Origin of the sequence: Streptomyces sp. DvalAA-14 (genome assembly GCF_900091855.1) — a bacterium.
Classification (GTDB): domain Bacteria; phylum Actinomycetota; class Actinomycetes; order Streptomycetales; family Streptomycetaceae; genus Actinacidiphila.
Genome location: NZ_FMCH01000413.1, coordinates 56,239 through 79,851 on the forward strand (window position 1 = coordinate 56,239; position 23,613 = coordinate 79,851).

At 68.1% G+C, this 23,613-nt stretch carries 15 protein-coding genes and 1 pseudogene; 11 read left to right on the plus strand and 5 right to left on the minus strand.

All coding sequences use genetic code 11. The features are described from left to right. The first annotated feature begins 54 nt into the window (after positions 1–54). Both trmB and GA0115240_RS21800 read left to right on the plus strand, forming a co-directional pair. On the plus strand, positions 55–879 hold the full coding sequence (trmB, locus tag GA0115240_RS21795; protein WP_093738757.1) for a tRNA (guanosine(46)-N7)-methyltransferase TrmB: 825 nt from the start codon (positions 55–57) through the stop codon (positions 877–879). Positions 880–1,045: 166 nt separating this feature from the next. Beyond that, entirely contained in the window at positions 1,046–2,527 is a 1,482-nt protein-coding gene (locus tag GA0115240_RS21800; RefSeq protein ID WP_093738759.1) for a PrsW family intramembrane metalloprotease, read from the plus strand. Between the two features lie 21 nt (positions 2,528–2,548). Here the strand turns inward: GA0115240_RS21800 and GA0115240_RS36300 are convergent, their stop codons facing one another. Then, positions 2,549–3,553 carry a helix-turn-helix domain-containing protein gene (locus GA0115240_RS36300; RefSeq protein WP_141708926.1) on the minus strand — a complete coding sequence of 335 codons (1,005 nt, stop codon included), beginning with the start codon at positions 3,551–3,553 and terminating at the stop codon, positions 2,549–2,551. 274 nt (positions 3,554–3,827) lie between these two features. On the opposite strand from GA0115240_RS36300, the gene GA0115240_RS21810 reads away from it, so the two are divergent. Next, positions 3,828–4,103: a hypothetical protein gene (locus tag GA0115240_RS21810; protein WP_093738763.1), complete on the plus strand. Its 276-nt coding sequence runs from the start codon at positions 3,828–3,830 to the stop codon at positions 4,101–4,103. 330 nt (positions 4,104–4,433) lie between these two features. Then, entirely contained in the window at positions 4,434–4,661 is a 228-nt protein-coding gene (locus GA0115240_RS39370; protein ID WP_370673360.1) for a nuclear transport factor 2 family protein, read from the plus strand. A gap of 128 nt (positions 4,662–4,789) precedes the next feature. Here GA0115240_RS39370 and GA0115240_RS21820 read toward each other — a convergent pair whose 3' ends face one another. Next, positions 4,790–5,731 carry a MerR family transcriptional regulator gene (locus GA0115240_RS21820; protein ID WP_093738765.1) on the minus strand — a complete coding sequence of 314 codons (942 nt, stop codon included), beginning with the start codon at positions 5,729–5,731 and terminating at the stop codon, positions 4,790–4,792. A gap of 369 nt (positions 5,732–6,100) precedes the next feature. Here GA0115240_RS21820 and GA0115240_RS21825 point away from each other — a divergent pair, with 369 nt between their 5' ends. The 3 genes from GA0115240_RS21825 to GA0115240_RS21835 are packed head-to-tail and all read left to right on the plus strand — an operon-like array spanning position 6,101 to position 8,704. Then, entirely contained in the window at positions 6,101–6,568 is a 468-nt protein-coding gene (locus GA0115240_RS21825; protein ID WP_237555093.1) for a very short patch repair endonuclease, read from the plus strand. Between the two features lie 48 nt (positions 6,569–6,616). Then, positions 6,617–7,576: a DNA cytosine methyltransferase gene (locus GA0115240_RS21830; RefSeq protein ID WP_093738767.1), complete on the plus strand. Its 960-nt coding sequence runs from the start codon at positions 6,617–6,619 to the stop codon at positions 7,574–7,576. Positions 7,577–7,585: 9 nt separating this feature from the next. After that, positions 7,586–8,704, plus strand: a complete 1,119-nt coding sequence (locus tag GA0115240_RS21835; RefSeq protein WP_093738769.1) for a DNA cytosine methyltransferase — start codon at positions 7,586–7,588, stop codon at positions 8,702–8,704. Positions 8,705–8,740: 36 nt separating this feature from the next. On the opposite strand, the gene GA0115240_RS21840 is transcribed toward GA0115240_RS21835, so the two are convergent. From GA0115240_RS21840 to GA0115240_RS21850, 3 genes are read right to left on the minus strand one after another with little or no spacing between them, the layout of a single operon-like run. Further along, entirely contained in the window at positions 8,741–9,658 is a 918-nt protein-coding gene (locus GA0115240_RS21840) for a DUF6339 family protein (RefSeq protein ID WP_093738771.1), read from the minus strand. After that, on the minus strand, positions 9,655–10,632 hold the full coding sequence (locus GA0115240_RS21845; RefSeq protein ID WP_093738773.1) for a hypothetical protein: 978 nt from the start codon (positions 10,630–10,632) through the stop codon (positions 9,655–9,657). The genes GA0115240_RS21840 and GA0115240_RS21845 overlap by 4 nt, the downstream gene beginning before the upstream one ends. Next, on the minus strand, positions 10,629–12,740 hold the full coding sequence (locus GA0115240_RS21850) for a helix-turn-helix domain-containing protein (RefSeq protein WP_237555094.1): 2,112 nt from the start codon (positions 12,738–12,740) through the stop codon (positions 10,629–10,631). The genes GA0115240_RS21845 and GA0115240_RS21850 overlap by 4 nt, the downstream gene beginning before the upstream one ends. A 394-nt stretch (positions 12,741–13,134) precedes the next feature. On the opposite strand from GA0115240_RS21850, the gene GA0115240_RS21855 reads away from it, so the two are divergent. From GA0115240_RS21855 to GA0115240_RS21870, 4 genes and pseudogenes are all read left to right on the plus strand, one after another. After that, a complete protein-coding gene (locus GA0115240_RS21855; protein ID WP_093738775.1) occupies positions 13,135–13,482 on the plus strand; it encodes a hypothetical protein in 348 nt (115 codons plus the stop codon). Positions 13,483–13,627: 145 nt separating this feature from the next. Then, positions 13,628–18,435: pseudogene (locus tag GA0115240_RS21860) on the plus strand (DEAD/DEAH box helicase). Beyond that, entirely contained in the window at positions 18,432–20,369 is a 1,938-nt protein-coding gene (locus tag GA0115240_RS21865; protein ID WP_093738777.1) for a UvrD-helicase domain-containing protein, read from the plus strand. The pseudogene GA0115240_RS21860 and the gene GA0115240_RS21865 overlap by 4 nt, the downstream one beginning before the upstream one ends. Beyond that, the gene (locus tag GA0115240_RS21870) at positions 20,366–23,611 is read left to right on the plus strand and encodes a helicase-related protein (protein ID WP_093738779.1); all 3,246 of its coding nucleotides are present in this window, start codon (positions 20,366–20,368) and stop codon (positions 23,609–23,611) included. The genes GA0115240_RS21865 and GA0115240_RS21870 overlap by 4 nt, the downstream gene beginning before the upstream one ends. Positions 23,612–23,613: the final 2 nt, after the last annotated feature.

Genomic DNA, 23,613 nt, shown 5'->3' on the forward strand with positions numbered 1-23,613 from the left:
GCCGGCCCGCTCGCCGAGCGGGCCCGGGCAGGCGTCGGTGCCCGGCCCCGTAGAATTGACGGCACTGTGTCCAGCACCCCCGTCTCCGTGAAGTTCCCCGCGGGACCGGCCCCCGATCCGGCCGGTTCGCGCGGTGAGCGCCGCATCCGTACCTTCCACGCGCGGCGCGGCCGGATCACCCAGGCCCAGGCGGCTGCCATAGAGCGGCTGTGGGGGCGGTGGGGCGTGGAGCTGGACGGGGCGCCGCTGGATCTGGCGGCGCTCTTCGGCCCGGCGGGCGCGCCGGACCGACCGGACCGACCGGACCGACCGGACCGCCCCGAGCCCGTGGCCGCACCCCTGCCCCCGCCCCCTCCCCCACCCGTCGTGCTGGAGATCGGCTTCGGCATGGGTGACGCCACCGCCGCCATGGCCGCCGCCGATCCCGCCACCGGCATCCTCGCGGTGGACGTGCACACCCCCGGCCAGGGCAACCTGCTGGCGCTCGCCGACCGGGCCGGCCTGACGAACGTACGGGTGGCCAACGGCGACGCGATCGTGCTGCTCCGCGACATGCTGCCGCCGGCGTCCCTGTCCGGCCTGCGTGTCTACTTCCCCGACCCGTGGCCCAAGGGCAAGCACCACAAGCGGCGCCTGATCCAGCCCGCCTTCCTGGCGCTGGTCACCCCGCTGCTGCGGCCGGGCGCGGTACTGCACTGCGCGACGGACTGGGAGCCGTACGCCGAGCAGATGCTGGAGGTGCTGACGGCCGCGCCGGGCCTGGTCAATCAGTACCCGGGCTTCGCGCCCCGGCCGGACTTCCGGCCGATGACGAAGTTCGAGCGGCAGGGCCTGGCCAAGGGCCACGTCGTACGGGACCTGCTCTTCACCCGGGCCTGACCTCGCAGGCCCGCCCGCGCACCGGTACGCGCCCTCGCGTGCGGACGGTACGTGCCCGTACTGTCGACAGGTGTCCACGTACTCGTCTTCGTCCGATTCGACCTCCGTTTCCGTAACGGGCGAACCGGAGGCCGCGGCCGACCCCGTACCGCCTCCCGAGACCGTAATGTCCGCCGCGACCAGGCCCTCCACCGGGACCGAACTGCCGGGCCGGACCGAGCCGTTGAAGCAGACCGAACCGCCCGTCGAAACGCAGGTCGACCTGCCGGTCGAAAGGCCGGTCGAAACGCCGGTCGAAACGCCGGTCGAAACGCCGGTCGAAAGGCCGGTCGAGACGCCGGAGAGCCCTCCCCACTGGCACTACATACCCCGCCGCACCTTCTGGGAGAGCAAGGGCGTACGCACCGGGGCGCTGTTCACCGCACTCGCCCTGTGCGGGGTGATCATCCTCGCGTTGGTGCGCCAGCACATCGGTACCGAACCCTTCCTGGTCGGCCTGCTGCTGGCGATCCTGCCGGTGCCACTGCTGCTGTGGGCTTTCCTCTGGCTGGACCACGTGGCGCCGGGTCCGTGGCGGAACGTGGTGTTCGCCATCGCGTGGGGCGCGTGCGCGGCGACGCTGGTGGCGATCTTCGCCAACGAGTACGGGCAGAAACTGGTCTCGTCGGCGTTCTCCGGTACGCCCTCGCAGTCCGACCACTGGGGTGCGATGTTCGTGGCGCCGCTGGTGGAGGAGACCGCGAAGGGCACCGCGGTGCTGCTGCTGTTCGTCTTCCGGCGGCGCTGCTTCGAGTCGATCGTGGACGGGATCGTGCTCAGCGGGCTGGCGGCCACAGGCTTCGCGTTCACCGAGAACATCCTCTACCTGGGTACGGCCGTCGGCGAGGACCGGGATCTGGGATCGTCCGTGCTGGGCTCGACGACCCTGGCGACCTTCTTCGTCCGGGTGCTGATGACACCGTTCGCACACCCGCTCTTCACCTCGATGACGGGCATCGGCTTCGCCATCGCGGCGACCGCCCGCCCGGGCCGCAAGTGGCGCTGGCGCTGGGTGCCGCCGCTGGTCGGCTGGCTGCTGGCGATGGTGCTGCACGGCAGCTGGAACGGCTTCTCACTGACCTCTCCGGGCACCTTCCTGACCATCTACCTGGCGGTGATGCTGCCCGCCTGCGGCCTGGTGGTGTGGCTGGCGATCTGGGCCCGCTCCAACGAGTTGCGCACCATCCGCACCCATCTGACCGTCTACGCCGCCGCCGGCTGGCTCGCCCTGCCCGAGCCTTCCGCCCTCGGCTCGATGTCGGTGCGCGCCACCGCGCGCCGTGAGACGCGCCGCTTCTACGGTGAGGCCGCGGCCCGTGCCGTCCGCGACTACATCGGTTTCGCCACCCACCTCGCCTTCCTCCGTGCGGCCGCCACCCGCGGTGCCCCCACCGCTGATTTCGCCGCCCGCGAGGCCGAACTCCTCCACCACCTCTGGTCCCGCAAGTCCTGGGCCCAACCCGCCCTCCTCTCCGCGTCCCGCCCGACCCGCTCCCCCTACCTCCCGCCCTCGCCCCGCCCGGGCCAGTGGGGCCCGGCCGCATCCCCGGCCCCGCGTCCGGCCGTCTACCCCTGGGCCGGGGCACCGCGCGAGGGCAAGCACCCGTAGGAAGACGGGCGCCCCGCGGCCCTATCCGCCGTCTGGCTGAAGAAGCGATCGCGGGCCGGGGCGGCGGGGGCGGACGAGAGCCCGTACTGCTGCGGCACGTTGGGCGACGGCCTCCGGAGAAAGGGCTGGCGGTCGCGGAGTTGGGGCGACACCGGAGCAGGCGGCGCAGATGCCGGTGAGCTGGTCTCGGGGCAACGGGTCGCGGCAGGTGCCGCATTCGGCGAGACCAGCGGCGGGCGCGGCGGGGTCTCGGCGGGCGCGGGGGGCGGGAAGTTTGCGGACCAGCCGGTTCGCGAGCAGGGCCCGGGCGCTGTGCACGACGGGCGGCAGCCCGCCGGCCAGCAGGAAGCGCGCCTCCACCTCGGACACCCCGCTCTCGATCCACGGCGCGGCGAGCGGCGCGAGGGCGAGCGATTCGGCGGCGCTCAGGGCGAGTTGGGGTTCGGCGCCGACCAGACGGGACAGCAAGGCGGCGGCGCGGGCGAGGGTTTCGGGCGGGGCTTCCGGTAGGACGTGGTCGGCATCGGGTGCGCCGCTCGACGCCGGTGGCGCTGGCACTGGCGTAGGTGTCGGCGTTGGCGTTGGCGTTGGCGTTGGCGTTGGCGGCAACGGGCCTCGGGGGTGGGTGGGTTCTTCTTCCGGGTTCTTATTCCCTGGGGGGAACGCTCCTGCCTTCCCGACGGCTCCTGCACCGGTTCCCGCGCGCGGGGGAAGCGGCGTCCCCGGCGGTTGCGGAGTGTCGAACACGTAGGTCTCGGTCCGCACTTGCCCGCTCTCCGGATCCCTCACCGTCCGCCGTACGTAGTACCCGAGCGCGACCAGCTCGTCGACGGCCTTGGCCACCCCTCGGCGGCCGAGCCCCGGATTGTTGTCGGCGAGCGTCCGTACGTCCTCGCGGGCGCCGTCGGGCAGGGACAGGAGGTACGCGAGGATGCCGCGCGCGGTGAAGCTGAGCCGCCGGTCCCGTAGCACGTCGTTGCCGAGCACCGTGAACGCGCGCGTGCGCGCGCTAAGGTTGATGCGCATCGAAGATGACTCTCTTCGCTGTCGGACCCCGGGGTGTTGGTAGCACCGCCGGGGTCACCAGTATGTGATCAGGAAGAAGCTGAGCGTAACTCGCCCTTCTGGTCAACTGACAGTCACACCATCGGGTGAACTCAGCCCATTCCCAGCCGCTGTGAAGCCGGGCACCCTAAGGGGCAAGGCAACCGCTGCGGGCGGGCGGCGGTCCTACCGGGTGTCGTGCCGAGGGAGCAGCCTCGGCCGCCGCCTGCCGACACCGACGGGAAAGGACGCTGCCATGGAGTTCGACCCCGGCCTCTACCTGAACGTTCCGGAGGGTTTCGACGACTCGGACGCCGAGGCGCAGGTACACCCCATCGCCAGACGGCTGTTCTCCGCCAGAACTGCCGCAGAAGCGTTCAGGGACGCCTCCGAGTGGGTCGGGGAACACAACGTCAAGGTCATCGACGTCTCGTGGAATTTCCTGTGGGACGAAGACCTGCCCAACATGCTGAGCGTCTATTTCACCTTCGAACTCGAACCCGAGGACGACGACCAGTCCGGGGACGCCTGACCGCCGATGCGGCAGCCCGCCGGCGGGCGGTGTACGACGGCGCGTCCTTGCCCGGCCGGGCAGATCGCCAAGGGCGGGGTGGACATCGGCGTTCCGCAGCGTGAGGTTGCCCTTCGCCGCCGGGCATCATCCGTTCGCGTGGTTTTCCCGGCCCGATGACGCCATCGCCGAGGACATGGCGACCGGCGCCGCCGCGATGTTGCCGGCCGCCTCGGCGAGCAGCCGAGTCCCCTCGCGATCTGCGGCGACGCGCTGCACGGCGCGGGCGAAGGAGAGGATCACCCCCCGGGCGGCTCCAGCCACCACACCACGCACGACCACATCATCGGAATCGACGGCGACCACGCTCACCTGAACGCCCAGTTCATCGTCTTCCGCGTACAGGCCGCCGCGCGCCCGGCCGAAGGTTGGCCGGCCGGGGTCTCCGGCGCCCAGGGCACCGTCCAGCCGATCGAGTCCGGCTACTACGACACGGATCTGCGCCGGGTGGACGGCGAGTGGAAGATCGCCCGGCACAGCGTGCTGATGGACATGCCGATCGCCCTTCCGGGGGCATGACGAAGGCCGCCGCCCACCGCGACACCCGCACCCTCGGCACTGACCCCGTCCCGTACGGCGACGGGGCCTCCCGACCGCTTCCGACCGCCCGCCCAGGGCGGCGCGGACGACCGCGCGTCCCGCCCGGCTCACCCGTCTCGCTGCTGGGCGCGAACCGCCTGCACGGACCAGTCGAGCACCGGTGCCAGACCCTGCTGAACGGGCCAGCCGTTGATCACCGCGAGCAGTCGGACGTACCGGTCCCGGCGCGGATCGTTCAACCGCTCCAGCCGGTGCAGCAGGCTGCGGCGGAGCTCTACGTCGTCGGGGCGGCCAAGGATGCGCGCATAGTGGGCGGTGAGTGCCCCGACGACCGGTTCGGCGGCGCGTGAGGCCGGGTGCACGGCCATCGCCAACGCCGGGGCGACCTCGTCGCGGACGATTGCGGCGAAGTCGCGGTGCGGACTCGTGCTGTCGATGTGGGCCCGTTCGGCGGCGTGGTCCACGGCCACGCGCCGCAGGCCGGCACGGAAATCGGCGTCCAGCGACAGTTCGGCCCACTCCACCCATGCCCGGGCCTGCTCCGCGTCAGGGCTGTCGGGCAATTCGGGAGTCATCGTGCGGATGACGCCGGCGAAAGAGGGGTCGGCGCCGAAACCGCCGAAGACGGCCTGGAGGAAATCGTCGACCAGGCTCCGGCGTTCGGCCTCGGACAGCTGGGCCAGCTTGTGCATACGATCCGTCTCCTCGGAAGAGAGCCCGCGCTCGGCCACCACCGTCAACACCGCGTGCCGCAGCCGCAGGACGCGGATCTGCACCACCAGCGCTTCGGCGTGCACCGCGGCGACGTCGGGCAGCGAGACCTCCTGGTCCAGGACCCGCTGGATCGACGGAAGGTCGATTCCCAACTCCCGCAGAGTCCGCACGAGGTCGACGCGCGCGACGGCATCGCTGCCGTAGAGCCGGTAGCCGGCCGGGCTGCGGTCCGTCGGCGTCACGATGCCGCGATCGGACCAGGACCGGATGGTCTTGACCGTGAGACCGGTACGCCGGGCCAGTTCGCCGATCGAGTGGAGCGCTTCGCCATCCATGCCCCCACTGTGGCGTCTCCCCCTGGAGGAGACGCAACTCCGGCTGAGCTGGGCGCCGCTGAGTCCGCGCATCGACGACATCTGGGCGCGACGATCCGGCCGACCGATCGGCATCACCAGCCGCCGAAGTTCCCCGGCTGAGGAACTCGGCGCCGACAGCGGCGCCGGCGGTCCCGGGAGCGAGGCGGTCGGTCGCGGCGAGGGGGGCCAATCGGCGACGGGCGGCGTGTCGCGTAAGCCGGGGTAGGCGGCCGAACCGAGGCCCGCGATGTGAAGGTCGCTGGCTGCTGCCCCCTGCGGTCCGCCACCCGCTCCGGATCCTCCACCTCGATCGGCACCGCCCATCGCCGCGGAGGATACTGAGGTCTTATGTCGCCCACCGCGTCCTCGCCCGCTGTCGCCGCGCGTATGAGTCGCCAGTCCTCGCGCGACACCGCCCAGGAAGTAGCGGTGCGACGCATTCTGCACAGCCGGGGATTCCGCTATCGGGTCAACGCCCCCGTGCCTGGGATACCGAGACGGACCATAGACATACTCTTCCGCGGCCCGAAGATCGCAGTCTTCCTGGACGGTTGCTTCTGGCACGGTTGCCCCACGCACGCGACCAGCCCGAAGGCCAACGCGGAATGGTGGCGGAGCAAGCTGGACCGAAACATGGCTCGGGACCTGGAAACGACCGCGCATTTGGCCGCACTGGGGATAACGGTGTTGCGGTTCTGGGAGCACGAGACGCCGGAGGATGTGGCACGGAGAGTGGGCCACACCGTCCGCCCGGAGCAACCGGTGGGTCCTGACGGCCAGTTCGAGGCTAACCTTGGCCCGAGCGGCACGGGTTGACGCCGAGCGGGTGCGACGCGGAGCCCGACCGCCCAGGGGGGGTTGGGCATGGCAGCGGGTAGATTCTCGTCGCTGGAGATCTGCTCCGGCATGGGGGCACAGGCGCTCGGCTTGGAGCGTGCCGGTTTCGACCCGGTGATGTTGATCGACACCAACGACGCCGCCTGCACAACGATCAGCCGGAACAGGCCGCACTGGGATGTACGCCGCCTGGACCTCATCGACTTCGATCCGGCCGAGCACCCCGAGACCTACGATGTGGACCTGCTCAGCGGCGGTCTGCCTCGGGTCAAGTCCGCAGCCGCCGTCCGACGTGCCGAGGACGAGGCCGAGCGAGGCCTTTTGCGGGCCGCCGTATTGCTCCTGACTGCCGTGCACCCGAAGGCGCTTCTGCTGGAGAACGTCCCCGACCTGATCGAGAAGGACGCCTTTGCGGGGGATCGCTCCTGGATCACGGACGAGCTCGCGCACGCGGGCTATTCATGCCACTGGAAGGTTCTGAATGCCGCTGACTTCGGAGTCCCCCAGAACCGCAGATGCGGTTTTCTGATCGCCTTCGCCGATACGCTCGACGCCCGATTCTCCTGGCCCCAGGGCGACGGTCGACCGGCCCCCACCGTCGGCGAGACGCTCGGAGCGTCCATGAGCGCCCACGGCTGGCCCGGCGCGGAGCGTTGGGCCAAGCACGCTGATCGGCCCGGTCCGGCTCTGGTCGGTGGCTCCGACCGTCGGGGCGGCGGAGATCTCGGGCCGACGGGCAGCAAGAAGGCGTGGGAGTCGCTGGGCGTCAACGGCAACAGCCTCGCCGACGATGTTCCGTCCGCCGATTTCCCGGCGGACGCGCTCCCCAAACTCACGGTCCGCCAGGCCGCGATGATCCAGTGCATCCCGGAGGATTGGAGTATTCACGGACGCAAGACCGCCGCGTATCGCCAGGTCGGCCACGCCATGCCGCCTCCGCTGGCCGGCGTTGTAGGCCGCGCGATCGCCGACGCCCTGCCCCGTTAGGATCTCCGCATGCACTCGCCCGACGACACCGTTCCGCCCGAGATCATCGACCTCTTCGCCGGACCGGGTGGGTTGGACATGGCCGCGCACGCGTTGCGCCTTCCCGTGACCGGCATCGAGTTCGACGACGACGCATGTGCCACTCGGCGCATGGCGGGACTTGCGACCGTCTCGTGCGACGTACGGGAACGAGGGCCCGCGGACTACCCCAATGCCCGCGTCCTTGCCGGAGGTCCGCCGTGCCAGACCTTCACCGTGGCGGGAAGCGGGAGCGGGCGCCGAGCCCTGGAGCAGGTTCTGGAATTTGCCCGACGCATGGCCGACGGTGAGGACATCAGGCCGGAACTCGACAAACTCGACGACGAGCGCACCGGTCTGGTGCTCGAACCCCTCCGCTGGGCGCTCGAGGCAATAGGTCTGAATCGTCCGTACGAGACCGTTGTTCTCGAACAGGTCCCGGCCGTGTTGCCGGTCTGGAAAGCCTTCGAGGCGATACTGCAGGAGCACGACTATTCCGTTGTCTGCGGAGTGCTGCACACCGAGGAATTCGGCGTGCCGCAGACACGTCGACGCGCGGTTCTCATCGGTCGACTCAGGAACAACGAGACGCTCACGGACGAAGTTGCCCTCCCCGAGCCGACGCATCAGCGTTTTCGCAAGAACGACACCACCCCGACCGGCCAGGGCAAGCGGACCCGCTGCGTGACGATGGGCGACGTACTGAAGAAACGCCACCAGCCGTTCGAGGTCGTGTCCAATTACGGCACCGGGGGCGACCCTCGGGCCCGAGGTCGACGGGCGCACGACGAGCCCGCATTCACCGTGACGGGAAAAATATCCCGCAATCGAGTGTTCGGCCCCGGCATCAAGGCATTCGGTAGTGGCGACGGCACGCGGTTCGAGAACTACGAGGCGGGCGTGCTCCAGACATTCCCGGAACGGTACCCCTGGTCCGGCCGGGCAGTGGCCCAGCAAATAGGAAACGCGATCCCCCCGCGCCTCGGAATCCATATTCTCGCGGCGGCCCTCGGCCTCGGCGCAGGGGAGGTCACGGCAGCTCTGCAGCGACTGAAGACCTGGGCTCCTCCTTTGCCGGCTCCGCACCCCACGGGATCCGCGCCGGCCTGAGGGGCCACGAGCCGTCGGGTTCGCCGATCCAACGGATCAGGCGTCACTGTCATCGGCCTCGTTCACGCCCTGCTTCCGCTGGCGCAACGGGGCCTCCGAGCTGAACCTCTCGAACATCTGCGTAAGCCGCTCCACTGAGGACGGACGGGCGGTTCCGTCGTCAGGTCCGTCGGGCAGACGGTCCCACGGAACAGACGGAGCCGTTTCCGCCTCAAGGATCCATTGGCGCAGAGCGTCCTGATCGGGCAGGTCATGCGGTGCAAGGACGTCGTACATGAGCGTGCTGCCCGCAACGTTGACCGCTGTGCAGAGTGCGTTGACCCGGTCACCCAGCCGGGACGCACCCGACTGCGCCAGCCCGAGCAGAACGCGCGTCATCGCGATGGCAGTGGGTTTGTGGTCGACGGCGTCCAACCGCAGCGCGGTGTTGAGCATGTCCTGGTTCCCGCACGCGATCTCTGCCGGACGGTAGTCGGCGCCGTCGCGGAAGATCTCGGCGGCCCACCAGAGCCGGGAGAAGGCCTGGCTGTAGTGCGGTCCGACAAAGCGGGCGGAGGCAACCTTTCCGGGCTCCCCGTCCGTTCTCGCACCCGGGCCGAGATGGCGCCAGAGCACGTAGTCCGGGGCCACGGCCAGGGCCAGGAAGTTCCAGAGTTCCGGGCGTGCTGCTTCGCCGCGTGTCATGCGCAGCGTCGCGTGAAGTCGAGGTGCCAGCCAGGCATCCGCGCCGGTCCGCGACGCGCCGAACCGTTGCACCGCCTCGGTGAGGATCTCCCGCACGGGTACGACATCCCAGCGGGCCGATCGCTCCTCAATCGATGCACTGGCCCGGAGGATCGCCACCTCCGGCAGACGCTCCTGGCCCGCTCGTATGCCGCTCGTCAGATACTTGGACGCGATGGCAGTGGGAAGCAGCGCAAGGCGCTCGATCGCTTCCGTCCCGGACCGGTTCAACGGGTGGCACCTTCCTGGGAGCGCGCGACCGCGCGGATCGCAGCGGTGAGGTTCTTCGGGACGAGGGCGCGTCGCGATGCGGCGAACTGAATCTGGGGCTGGAGTTCTGCCCACGTCCGACCCTCGCTCCGACGGTTGCGGGCCTCCAGCAGGGCGTCGGTGAGCGGGCGTCCGGGGAAGACGTCCGGGAGCATGGCCCGCAGGACGGACTCCCGCCAGCCGCCCGGCAGTCGTGGAGTGCCGTCCTCGTCGAACTCGAGCTCCCCGAGCGCCGAGTGGAACATCGCCGTCCACGCATCGGCGGCGATCTGCGCCGCCACCATGCCGGCCGCCGCCTTCTCCAACGGCCCGCGAGGCCGCTTGAGCAGGTCGGCGAGTCCCTCGAAGGACGTATTGAGGAGCACCGTGGGCGTGTCTCCGGCCGTCTCGACAAGCCAGGGAGCCTCCTTGAACGGGCGAAGCCACTCCTGGCCGCCGTCTCGGAAATCCTCTTCGATTATCTCGATCTCGCGCTGCCGCACCGGAGTGGGGGAAAGGAACTCGATGAACCAGGGCTTCTCGCCGACACCGATGGTGCGTCCGTCGACGCCACTGTGACTCCCGACAACGCTCACGTCGAGGGTGGCTCGCGCGAGATGCATGCAGCGTTGGACCCGCACCTCGCCTCGCCAGACCTTTTCGTCTCGGCCGCGTTCCAGCCGCGTGACGACACGGACGTTCGTGGCGCCTTCGGTCAGCACTGCGACGCAGGCCACCGACGCCCAGGGCCCGTCGGCGAGTTCCGCCAGTGGAAGGGTTACCTCGATCTCCAGAATGCCCTCGTTCCAGTCGTCCCGCTCGACCTCGTGGAGGGCGACAACACGCTCCTGCTGGGAGATCAAGGGAAGTTGGAGTGCCCTGCCGTCGATGCTGGCTCGCAGAACACGGAGATCGATCTGTCCCACAAGCGTCGGGTAGGGGTAGACCGTACTCACGCGGAGACCTCCCGGGCCTGCTGAATGTCGACGATCACACCCGCCATGGCACCGGCGACCGGGTGGCTGGCCACCGCCGTGACGCCACTGAACCTTGCGGAGGCGACCTCCGGCGAAACAATGATCACGCCGTCGTCGACACGACAGTTCTCCCCGGCCGACAGTTCCGCCCATCGAAGGGTCGGGCGTCCTCCGGAGCGGACGTCGAATTTTGCCACCGGGATCACCTCCCACGGCTGTTCCCTTTGCGGGACTCTCAACGTGACCTCCAGGATCCAAGCCCCCGAGGAATCGATCCGCCCTTTGGTCCGCTCCACAGCCGGGTGCCCTTCCGTCCGTCGTCCTCCCCCGCTTGCGGGCAGTTCGAGGCGGAGGAGATTGCGGAGTACCTCCGGGCCGGTCGTGTCGTCCTGGACAACCCGGCGCCCGACAATGCCACGCAGGGCCGCGTCCATGGCGGAGTTGAAGTCCGCCAGCCGCCGCGGGGCGTTGGGGTAACTCGTGGTGAGTTCTTCCGTGGCACCCCAACGATCGTGCTCAGGCGGTTCGGCCGCCCGAAGAAACTCTTCGGCGGAGTGAACTGTCCGGTCGTCGTTGCCCGTGGCGAAGCCGGCGAGCAGGACAGCTTGGAACGGGTCGGTGCCCAGGCCCAGATTGCGCGGTCGTCGGGCCATGACAGTCATCCTGGTGCCGCGCATGCACACGATGCGGCTGTGCTCGGCATCGTCGTCCGCGGCTGGAGTGACGAGCAGCACGGCGCGATGGGCGGCGGTCTTGGCTCGACTTCCGGCGGACCGGAGCGGGGGGACATCAAGGGTCACCTCGACGGCGGCGACCTGGTCGATGGCTGTGAGCTCATCGACGGTTTGCCCGTCGAGGTGTGCCCGCAACGCCCTGACGAGCGCCGGGTGGCGGTCGTACGGGTCGACGCGCTGGTCGGGTATCAGCAACTCGCCGTTCTGCAGGGTGCACACGGAGGCTTCGAGGAGCGCCCGGGTGGATCGGCTCCCGGTCATTGCCGCCCAGAAGTTGTCGGCGAGCGCAGCCAGGAGAGTTTCGTGCATCTCCCTCAACGTGGCGTTGCTGTCGGCTGCGTCATGCGCTCCGACAACGAGGAACGAGGTACCGGGCTCATCGTTCTCACGCTCGAGACACAATCCCCTGACCGTCTCGTCGTCGGCCCACCACGAACGTGAAACACCTTCGTGTTCCCTCTCCGTCTCGGGTTCGCCGAGCCAGGCGGGCCCGGCATATTCAATCCCGTCGACGGTTCTCCAGGGAAGATCGAGTCGGCCTATGACACGGCGAGCGGTACGACCCTCGTGGCTTTCGGACAGAGTGCTGTTCATCAATACCAAACCGAGGCGACTCGCTGCCCAGAGCGTGGCCTTCCCGAGTCCGTAGGAACCGCCGGCGCGGTCGCTGGTCTTGTGACTGTCGAGCTGGCGACGGACCACAGCGGCGAAGCGTCCGTCCTCGTACTCCGGGCCGGTGAGGCCCGAGGCGTTGTAGTCGTCGACTCGAAGCAACAACAGGGGCTGATCGTCGCGTAGTGCCCGGAGACCTTCGGCCAGCACCCGGCCGGCCTTGTGCTGATCTCGCGCCGCTGCCTCGTAGTGCGGCTCGAGCTCGGCCCACCTCAATGCCCGGAGAAACGACCTGAGATGCTCCCCGGACAGTTCGTGCAGCATGAATCGAACGCGGACAGGGCTGCCGCCCAACCTTTCGTCCAGGCTGTTCTGAGTGGCCTCACGCGCGAGCACCGCGAGGTTTGCGTCGAAGGCAAAGGCCGCGGCATTGCCGTATTCCCGCCCGCCGTCGGTGTGGGCAAGGCGGTGATACCAGTGGATCGGGAGGACGGGAAGCGTATCGGTGCCCCGGTGATGAAGGGTCCCGACGTCCACGCCGAGTTCCTCGGCTATTTTGGGAAAAAGTTCCGCCCTCGGGTTGGCCCGACCGGTGATCCAGGCCGACACGGCAGCTCGCGTCAGACCGAGACGCACGGCGAAGTCGGCCTGGCTCACGCCCTGCCGCCGCAACTGTCGTGCCAACCACGGCCCGAACTCCTCGCCGTCTTCCATCTGAGCTCCGCCTGCCTCGAACACCATTGGCCCCTCCCCAACGCTCGTGCCGCCAGGGTTGCTTGACACATGGTGCGCTGTCAAACGTTGATTGACATGCCCCACGAGGAAGAGCGCCAGCAAACCCGGTCGAAACACTTGAGCTGTCCACTTGGTGCCACCTTGCCCCCGCCCAGGCTGTCCCAACGGCCTTGAAAATCATATGAGTTGGAGATAGCGTCTTCCTCCAAGCGGGGCAGCGCCCATCGGCGTTCTTCCTGTTCAGGCGGCATTTTCCGGGCAAAGGCACCACCATGTCTGCACCCCCGCGCCAGCCGTGCGCAAAGCACACATCACGCTCGGAGATGGGGGTTCGGCGAGGGTCGCCGCTCCAACAGAGCGGTTCGGACCATTCACCGCAGAGCAGACAGGGGAAGCCGACTTGAAGCGGATCGAGACGGAAGAGAGCGCGGCCGAGGTCGTCGCGCAGCACGACCGCCTGGAGGGAGCCGAGTTGCGCGCCGCCTTCCTGGACGCCGTGGGCTGGACGCCCACGGAGTTGCGCTACTGGCGCAATAAGGTGGCCGAGAAGAAGGCCGCTGCGGCTCGGCCGTCCGAGCCGCTGTCGCCGCCACGTCCCGCCGCCCCCGGTCCCACCGGCCGGACGGTGGGACCGAGCCAGCCCCGCCGCCGTGCGGCGACCGTGCGTCCGCCGCACACTCCGGGTGTCGCCAAGGCGCGGACGAAGCGGACGCGGTCCATCGTCATCATCGTCATCCGGGTGGAGTGACGTTCGGGCACACGCCGGACCGGGAACCCCTTTGCCTGCCATTTGGTCGTGCCGTCGCCGCCCCTGAGCGCATGGGCCGGCGACGGCCCCCTCTTCTCGTTCTCCCGTCGCCAGTCGTGGATTTTCGCCCAGAAAAAGGTTCTTCATGAGCGACCAGCAGTTCGCCGACGCCGCCGCTTCCTCCGTCATCGCCACCGTGCTGCGGCAGTCGGCCATCGTTCTGGAGACGTATCGAGTGGATCCCGGGCTGGTCCAGGAGCATGCGAACGGTGAGCGCCGCATTACCCAGGGTGGCTACGGCGACCGCCAGTTGTTCGAGCTCGTGCAGAATGCGGCGGACGAAATCGCGGCGGCGCCGGGAGGGAAACTGCACGTCGTCCTGACCGACGACTTCCTCTACTGTGCGAATCAGGGCTCCCCCGTCACCTCCGAGGGCGCCGAGACGATTCTGCGCATGAGCGTCTCGCGCAAAAGAGGTGGTCAGATCGGCCGCTTCGGTGTCGGCGTGAAGTCCGTGCTCTCCGTGAGCGACGCCCCGCAGTTCTTCAGCCGCAGCGGCAGCTTCGGCTTCGACCGCCACTGGGCGTACGCCGAGATCGTGCGAGCCCTCGGCGTGGACGGCGACCTCGACATGGACACTCCGGTCCTTCGGATGGCCCGACCCCTCGACGTGGAGCAGGAGCGAGCCGACGACTCGGTTCTCGACAGCCTCCTGCGCTGGGCCGTCACGGTCGTACGGCTGCCGCTTCTGCCGGGTGCGGCCGAGCGTCTCGGGCATGACATCAGCGGTCACAGGCACCGTGACGGGAGGAGGACCGACGCCTTCCCGTCCCGCTTCCAACTCTTCTCGAAACACGTCGGTCAAGTGCTGCTGCTCGACCACCGGACGATGCCGCCGGTCCGCCGTGACATCGCCATCGACAGCAAAGGTGTGCATCGCACCCTCCGAGAGGTGACACGCGGGGCGAAGCCGACCGTCGAGGAATGGAAGGTCTACTCCGTCCAGCACACTCCCACCGTCGAAGGTCGCGAGAGTGCCGGCGAACTCCACGCACGACCCGTTCTTGAGATCTCCTGGGCAGTCCCGGAGTACACGGTGCGCAACGACGGCCTTCACACGGTGCCGGTCGGCAGGGGGGAGTTCTGGGCCTTCTTCCCCACCAAGTACGAAGTGTCGCTGAGCGGCATCCTCAATGCGCCGTGGAAGACCAACGAGGACCGGCAACATCTCCTCGACGGCAACGCGTTCAATCTGGACCTGCTGCGCGCCGCGGCTCGACTGATCGTCGACACCCTGCCTCAGCTCGTACCCGCCGACGATCCCGCTGCCTACCTGCCCCTGCTCCCCGGCCGCTCGAAAGAGATGCTCAACTGGGCGGACGACTATCTGCTGCGTCAGGTCTGGGCCATGGCCGCGCAGCGCCCCTCGCTGCCGGACCAGAACGGCACCCTTCGGATCCCGGACGATCTCCTCGTCACCCCGGCCAACCTCGAGAAGGATTGGCTGCGCCTCTGGTCCGAGTATCCGGGCCGACCGGACAACTGGGTCCACTCATCGGTCGACGGCGCCGACAGCGCGCTGCGCAGAGGCAAGATGAACCACATCCTCGACGCCGCCGGCAAGAAGCCGGAGAGCGTTCGCACCTGGTTGGAAGCCCTGGTCTCCGACGGCACGCCCGAGGCATCCTGCCACGCCATCGAGATCCTCTCCTCAATGGTGTTGAAGGACGTGGCCGATCGTCGTCGGGACGACTCCCCGATGACGGCCGAGGCACGCAGGGCCAAAATCGTCCTCACCGAAGACCACGGGATGGTGGCACCGGTCGCCGGTGAGATCTTCCACCGGACATCGGCGGACACCCTCCGGGACGACATGGTGTACGTCGATCAACGTATTTCCGAGCGCTCCGAGATGGCACGTCATCTGCACACCATCGGCATCCGGGTGGCCGACGCGCAGGGCCGCTTCGAGGGTGTGCTCGACCAGGGCTTCGACCACTACGACAGCCAGGCGTGGACGAACTTCTGGGTTCTGCTGCGCAGCGCCGGCGGCAACGCCCAGGTGGAACGGATCCGGCAAAAGGTTCAAAGCCCTCTCGAGGCAATCCGAGTCCGCACTCTCAGCGGGCGCTTCCGCCCAATGCGCGATTGTCTCCTTCCCGGTCCGGTCGTTCCCGGCGACGGCAGTCGCGACGCATCGATCGCCGTCGACCTCGACTTCCACAGCAGCGACCAACCGATATTCCGCGATCTCGGTCTCCACGCGCGTCCGACGTCGGGGCATCGCCCGGGTGCCGAGTCGTGGTTCGAGGAGTACCGGGAGGCGGTGCACGACACGTATCTGCGGGGCCTGCCGGCCAACGCACCGCGACCGAACATCGGGCGCCTGGTATTGGAGGGGGCCCCCACCGCCGGACCGTTGCACCTGCTCAAGGCACTGTCCGAGGAGGGGCGCGCGGCATTTGTTTCGGCGCTCCCGGAGGACGGCATCGTGCAGAACTGGAACTTTCAGTACGGGGCACAGGCCGGCACTCGGCAGGCAATCGTCTCCCCGCTGCGCTGGATGGTCCGCAGGTACGGCCTGATACGGACGTCCCTCGGCATCACGAGGGTGCAGGAAGCCGTCGGCCCTCAGCTGAAGGAGTACGCCGCCGTGCTGCCGGTTGCCGACATCGGGCCGGACGCAGCACGTCGACTGAAACTTCCGACGACGCCCGACGAGGTCCCCGCCGGGCGTTGGAGCAAGTTGCTCGACCGGATCCTCACCAGTGAGGACGACGCCTTCGTCGGTCGGGCCTACGCACTGCTGCTACGGGTCGGGTTCGAGTTCCCCGACGGCGTGGGCACCCGTTGCCGGGTGGGGGCGTTGTGGAGCTCCCGACCCGATGCCGAGATAGCGGTCGCGACGAACGAGACCGACTACAAAGAGTTGAACCGGGAACAACTCCCCGCACTCCTTGTCGCCGACAGGGCGGACGCCGTCACGGCGAAGGCCATGGTGGAGGAGTGGGGCATGCTCCGGATCGGCGACGTGATCAGCAAGGAAATCCGTCCGGTAAAAAGCGGACCCCCTGTCCCCCTGCTCGACGAGTTCACCACCGTCCGTGCTCGCGTCGGCAACGCCGCGAACAATATGCGGATCCAGCGCTGCTCGGAACTGGAAAAGGTCGTCCGAACCCCCATGGGCACGACGACAGAGCCATTGAAGTTCGCCCGCAAGGGAAACACGCTGTACGTCCTGGACACTCTGGACCGTCCGCAGGTGCTCGGAGCCGCTGACCTGGAGTTCAAGTGGAACTTCGGGCCTGCCGGCTGTCGTCAGGCGCTCGAACTGCAGGAACGCCAGGAGCAGAGTCAGCAGGTTCAGTCCCGGCTGCGCGCGGTGCGGGAGAGCGAGAGCGTCATCGACAAGATCGCCTTCCTCATCGGCGCCGAGGCGCTCCGTCGCGGCCTCCCGCCCGGACTCATGGAGAGCGAGCTGAACGAGCGGGAAGAAATGGGGCAGGGCGAGCCGGACGCGCACCGGATCGCCGAGATGGCCTTCAACGCCCACGACGACGGAATACTCCGCGAACACAGTCGTGATCTCGCCCTGGAATTCCCCGGTCTCGCCCCCAGTTCCTTCAACGGCAACGAGAAAGCGCTGCGGTTCGTCACCGATCTGGGATTCCCCGACTCCTTCGCCGGGTCGCGCGTCCCCGCACCCGATGCCAGGTTGGAGGTGGACGGCCCGTCGGAATTCCCGTCCTTGCACGCCTACCAGGAGCAGTTGGCCCAGGCGATCTTCGCGCTGCTCGACAGCCCGGCGCCGCAGCGAGGCATGCTGAGTCTGCCGACGGGCGGTGGGAAGACTCGGGTGACGGCGGAGGGCGTCATCCGCTGGATTCGCGATCGCCGTCAGACGCCGGGCCCTGTCCTGTGGATCGCCCAGACCGAAGAGCTGTGCGAACAGGCCGTTCAGAGCTGGAAGTTCGTCTGGTCGAAGGTCGGTCCCGAACTTCCGCTCGTCATCAGTCGACTGTGGTCCGGGAACTCGGCGACGCCTGTGGACGGGCGCGCGCACCTGGTCGTTGCCACCGACGCGAAGCTGGACGAGTGCCTGGACACCGAGGACTACTCCTGGCTGAGGGACAGTACGGCGCTTGTGGTGGTCGACGAGGCTCATACGGCGATCTCGTCTCGTTACACGCGGCTGCTCGACCTTCTCGATCTCACTCATCAACGCACGAGTCGCCACCTGATCGGCCTGACGGCGACGCCGTACCGCAACAACGAAGACCTGACGCGCCGCTTGGTGCAACGGTTCGGCAAGCGGTTGGACACCGGTGTGTTCGACGGCGACCTCGCCGACGCCATCAAGCAGCTTCAGCAACTCGGTGTCCTGGCCCAGGTCAAGCACCGGGAACTAGCGGGCGGCACCATCTCCTTGAACGCCGACGAACTCAAGAGGTCGGAGATGTTCACCACCCTGCCCAAGGGAGCGGAACAACGCCTGGCCGACGACCACGACCGCAACCAGCGCATTGTCGACGAGATCGCCGCGATGCCCTCGGAGTGGCCGGTCCTGGTCTTCGCCACCTCTGTCGCACACGCCAAATTCCTTGCCGCGAAACTGGGCGACCGCGGTATCAGTGCGGCGGCGATCGATGCGAACACCCCCATCGCGGAACGGCGTCATCGTATAGACGCCTTCCGGAAGAAAAAATCCAGGTGATCACCAACTACAACGTGCTCTCACAGGGTTTTGATGCTCCGGCGACCCGAGCCGTCGTGGTGGCGCGCCCGACCTACAGCCCGAACATCTACCAGCAGATGATCGGGCGTGGCCTTCGCGGTCCCAAGAACGGCGGCGAGGAGACCTGCCTGATTCTCAATGTGCGGGACAACATCACCAACTACGGTGAAAAATTGGCGTTCACCGAGTTCGAGTACCTGTGGGGGGAACAGAAGTGACGTTGTCGCCGGTCCTGGAGGATCATCCGCTCACCGTCGAACAGCAGGCCGTAGTGAATCAGCCCTGGGACGCCCGCGTATTGGTCACCGCCGGCGCCGGGGCCGGCAAGACGCACACGCTGGTGAGGCGGCTGGACGCACTCGTGGAGAGCGGAGAACTGGAGGCGGGCGAGATCCTGGTGCTCAGTTTCTCCCGAGCCGCGGTGCGGGAACTGACGGAACGGACAGCTCGACGCGCGTCTGCGGCCCGACGCGTCAGAGCCCAGACATTCGATGCCTGGGCGGCGGCGCTGTTGGCCCGCGCGTACCCGGACACGGAGTGGGGCACACGCTCGTTCGACCAACGCATCGTGGCTGCCACCGACGCGATCGATCAGGGCGCGGTCGAGATCGGCGAGCAGGGCGCCCCCGGTCACGTCGTCATAGACGAGGTGCAGGATCTCGTCGGGGTACGTCGAGAGATGGTCGAGGCGCTGCTCGACCGATTCCAGGACAACTCCGGCTTCACCGTCGTCGGCGACTCGGCGCAGGCCGTGTATGGATTCCAGGTTGCCGACGCCGAGAAGCGCGCGCAGGAAACGGGTCGTTTCCTGGACTGGATCCGCGCCAGTTTCGGAGAAGACCTGATCGAGCTGCACCTGGGGGACAACTTCCGTGCGCGGACCGAGGCAGTCCGGGTCGCCCTGCCGTTCGGCGCCGACTTGCAACGCCTCCCCCGCGATCCGGCGGATGCCGCGGCAAAAGCGGAACGGATCCACGCCGATCTGCGCGCGCTCCTGCGGGCAACGCCGAACTTCGGGCGCCTCGATTCGGAATTCGTCCGGGGCGCCCTGTGCGACTACCCCGGCAGCACCGCTGTTCTGTGCCGGGACAACGGCCAGGCACTGACCATTTCCGGGCAACTCGCCGATGCACAGGTGCCGCATACGTTGCAGCGCTCCGCACGCGATCGCTCGACGCCGGCCTGGATCGAGGAACTCCTGTCCGCAACCGCTGCCTCGACACTCAACGAGGAGCACTTCGCGGAGCTGTTGGTCGGCATTGACCTGCCTCCCGGAAGCACGGAGGAATCCTTGTGGCGTTCGGTGCGCAAGGTCGCCAGGGGCGCGCGGGGCACGGTGGACGTATCGGCGCTGCACCGAGCTCTCGCCGAACGGCGGCTTCCGGACGAGCTCACTGCGACGCCGCCGTTGCCACTTGTCGTCTCGACCGTGCACAGGGCCAAGGGACTCGAGTTCGACCGGGTGCTGGTCGTCGAACCCCGACCGCTCAAGGAGCCGCGCCAGGTGGAGAAGAAGAAGTACGACTACGACCCGGCGGCCGAGGCACGTCTGCTCTACGTCGCCATGACACGGGCGCGCGACGACCTCTATGTTCTCGACGCTCCCGTCACGTGGCAGATCCGCAAGGACAGTCGCCTGGATCGCTGGTATCTCGGCGGCAGAAGCAGTTGGGCCCGGAACGGCGTCGAGTTGCTCGGCGATGACGTGTCGCACGAGCAGCCGCCGGGCGCGGAGGACATCCAGGAGAACGCCGCAGAGCTGTTGATCCATTTGCGCAAGGGCGTCCTGCCCGGCGATCCGGTGGAGTTGGTGCTTCTGCACGGCATACCCATTGCCGCCGACCAGTCGCCGCCGTACGCAGTGGTCGTGGCGGGTCGTCAGGTGGGCGTCGTGTCCGAGCGCTTCCGCACGGATCTGTCCAGGATGCTGCGCCGGAACATCCGCACGGAGGTGACAACCTGGCCGCCCCTGATCACCGGCCTGCGGATCGACTGTGTCGAGAGCGTGGCGGGCGGTACGGCGACAACCGAACGTGCGGGCCTCGGGTCACAGGGGGTTTGGCTGGCTCCCCGCGTCTGCGGCCTGGGGCGCTTCCGGTGGTACGAGGGTCAATCCGAGGCCACCCGTCCGCCGCGGGAGGAGCAGCAGTGAGCGTGTCGGAGCACAAGGCACACTACGACGTCCGGGACTCGCTCCTCGATGCCGTGCGCAAGGACCTCCTCGGTCCCGCCGGCGAAGTCGACGAGGTACTCAAGGACGACGCCCCGATCACCATGTACGCGGTCGGCGTGCTGTTTCCCCGTCCGCGGCCGACGGACACACCCGACGGACCAGCAGAGTTGGAGGCCGAGCGGGACGGGGTGGACGAGACGCCCACGGCTGTCCGGATCAACAGCGAGGAACCCGCGGCCGACCTGGGCGTCTCCCTGGCCAATGTCCGTATGCCGTCGTCGATCGGTCTGACCTTCGCGGTCGCTCCGGAGATCGCCCCGCGCATCCGTTTCTCGATCGAGGCCGCCGTCTACACACCGGAGGATCCCGACGGAAATCCCGTCTCTGCCAAGCGGACGGAAGCCCGCAGCACCAAGTCCCAGCAGGAGTACTGGCGTCGCATCGCCTTGCGAACGGACCCGCTCGTCGTGGACATCACCACGGCGCGTGTGCTCGAGCCGTTCCCGCTCTTCCCGCGCCACCCGGGACTCGAACTGCGCGTGCTGGTACGCCCCGCGTCGGGACCGGACGGCACTGTGACGGTCACCGCGACCGTGGTCAACAGTCTCGAAGTGGGACCTTACGATCTGCGCGACGCGCACTGCTTCTACCAGCCGGTCCTGACGGTAACGGCGGAGGACGGCGAAACGGCGGCGTTCGTGGAACGGCCTGCGGCGTCGGGCGCGGTCGATCCCGAGCAGGCGCTGAGCCGAATGCTGCACCGCCACGCCCCGAGCTTTGCCACCGGCCACGGCTGCGCCGCGCACTGGAAGTGGACACCACCTTCTGTCGACGCCACCGATACGCGCCGCGCGGCCGTCTCCGCAGTGCGCACCGATTTCGTTCCGTCCCACGAGGTGCTGCTGACCGATTCCAACCCGGAGATCGACGACAGCGCGCTCACCATGCACGGCCTGGGTACGGCGCCGACCGCTGACATCGTCGGGGCTCTGCGTGCCCTACTGACCGGCTACGAGACCTGGATCAGGGACCGCACGGCGCAGAGCCGCCTGCTCGCGGGCACCGAACACGAGGCGGTGGCGGCAGAACAGATCGAGCGTTGCCTCAGGGCATTGCGACGTATGCACACAGGTGTGGATCTGCTCGCCGACGAAAAACGCCCCGAGATCCTACGGGCCTTCCGACTGGCAAATCTCGCCATGGCGGATCAGCGCGCCCGTACCTCGTGGATCCGGAAAGGCAAATCGGGCCTTCCCGAAACCGCGGAGGGCAAGTGGCGCCCGTTCCAGGTCTCTTTCATGCTCTTGTGTCTGGCCGGCATCGTCGATGCCGAGCACGAGGACAGAAACGTAGCCGATCTGCTCTGGTTCCCCACCGGTGGCGGCAAGACGGAGGCATACCTCGGGCTGATCGCGTTCACCACATTCCTCCGGCGGCTGCGCGGCGGCGGCACCGGCGGGGGCGTCACGGTGCTCATGCGCTACACCTTGAGACTCCTGACACTCCAACAGTTCGAGCGTGCCGCGGTACTGATCTGCGCCATGGAGATCCTGCGGGCAGGCGATCCGTCGGCCCTGGGGCACGAGGAGATATCCATCGGCATGTGGGTGGGACGCTCGGCCACACCCAACAAACTCGCCGTCGCGGCCGAAAAGCTGCGTGAACTTCGTTCCAATCCGCTGAAGCCCATCCAGACGGAGAACCCGGTCCAACTGCGCGCCTGCCCCTGGTGCGGGGAGCCGCTGTCGCCGAACGACTACGCCGTCGACACGGCCGACGTACGGATGACCATCTCGTGCCCCGGCGCCGGTTGCGACTTCAATGCCGGCCTGCCGGTGCATCTTGTCGACGAGGCTGTCTATCGAGCCCACCCCACCTTGGTGATAGCCACGGTGGACAAATTCGCGTCCATGCCGTGGCGACCCGAGTCCGCCGCCCTGTTCAACCGGGACCGGGTGGACGGCACCAGGCCACCCGAACTCGTCGTCCAGGACGAACTCCACCTGATCTCCGGCCCTCTCGGCACACTGACCGGCCTGTACGAGACAGCAGTCGACGCCCTCGCGCGACGCCCGAAGATCATCGCCTCGACAGCGACCATTCGGCGAGCGGACGAGCAGGGCTCGCGGCTGTTCGCACGAAAAGTGGAACAGTTCCCGCCTGCGGGACTGGACTCGCGCGACTCCTGGTTCGCCGTGGAGACTCCGAAGGAACGAAAGGCCACGCGCCGGTACCTGGGCCTGCTGACTTCGAGTACCAGTCAGTCCACCTTGTTGATTCGGGTGTACGCGGCATTGCTCCACCGGGCCTCGACATACGACGCGCCCCCGGAAATCAAAGACGCGTATTGGACTTTGGTGGGGTACTTCAACAGTCTTCGGCTGCTGTCGGCTGCGGAGTTGCAGGTCCTCGACGACGTCCAGGACCGTCTCGACTACCTGGCCGTCCGCGACGGGGTCAAGGGGCGTCGTATCGACGGGCTCACCGAGCTCAGCAGTCGGGCGAACGCCAGCGACATCTCCCGGCGGTTGAAGGAACTCGAGCGTCAACTACCCATGTCCGACGTCCTGGACGTGCTGCTCGCCACCAATATGATCTCCGTCGGCGTGGACGTGGACCGGCTGGGACTGATGGCGGTCATGGGCCAACCGCAGACCACCGCCGAATACATTCAGGCGACCAGTCGCGTCGGTCGCCGGCATCCGGGGCTGGTCGCGGTGATGCTCAACTCCACCCGCTCCCGCGACCGGTCCCATTACGAGGACTTCCATCATTTCCACTCCGCCCTGTACCGGGAAGTGGAGTCCACCAGCGTGACCCCCTTCTCGGCCCGGGCCCGCGACCGAGGGCTGCACGCGGTGATCGTCGCACTGACCCGATTGATGCTGCCTGCCGCACGATCGAATCAGGCGGCCGCACGTATCGAGGACTTTCTCCCCGACCTGAACAAAACCGTCCGCAGCGCCCTTCTCGACCGGGTCGCACGAGTCGAGAGTTCCGAACTGGGACCGACCACACGCGACTTCGACGATTTCGTCGAATGGTGGCGGGTCGAGGCAGAGACCCATCCCAAGTTGGTCTACGAAGCCGCTCGCGGTACCCGGGCCGCTGCCCTGCTGAGCGGCTTCGCCGAGGAGGCGGAGAATGCGCCGCCCGGGCTGCCCACCCTCTGGAGCCTGCGCGACGTCGATGCCTCGTCCACCTTCTTCGAGGAGCGCTGACC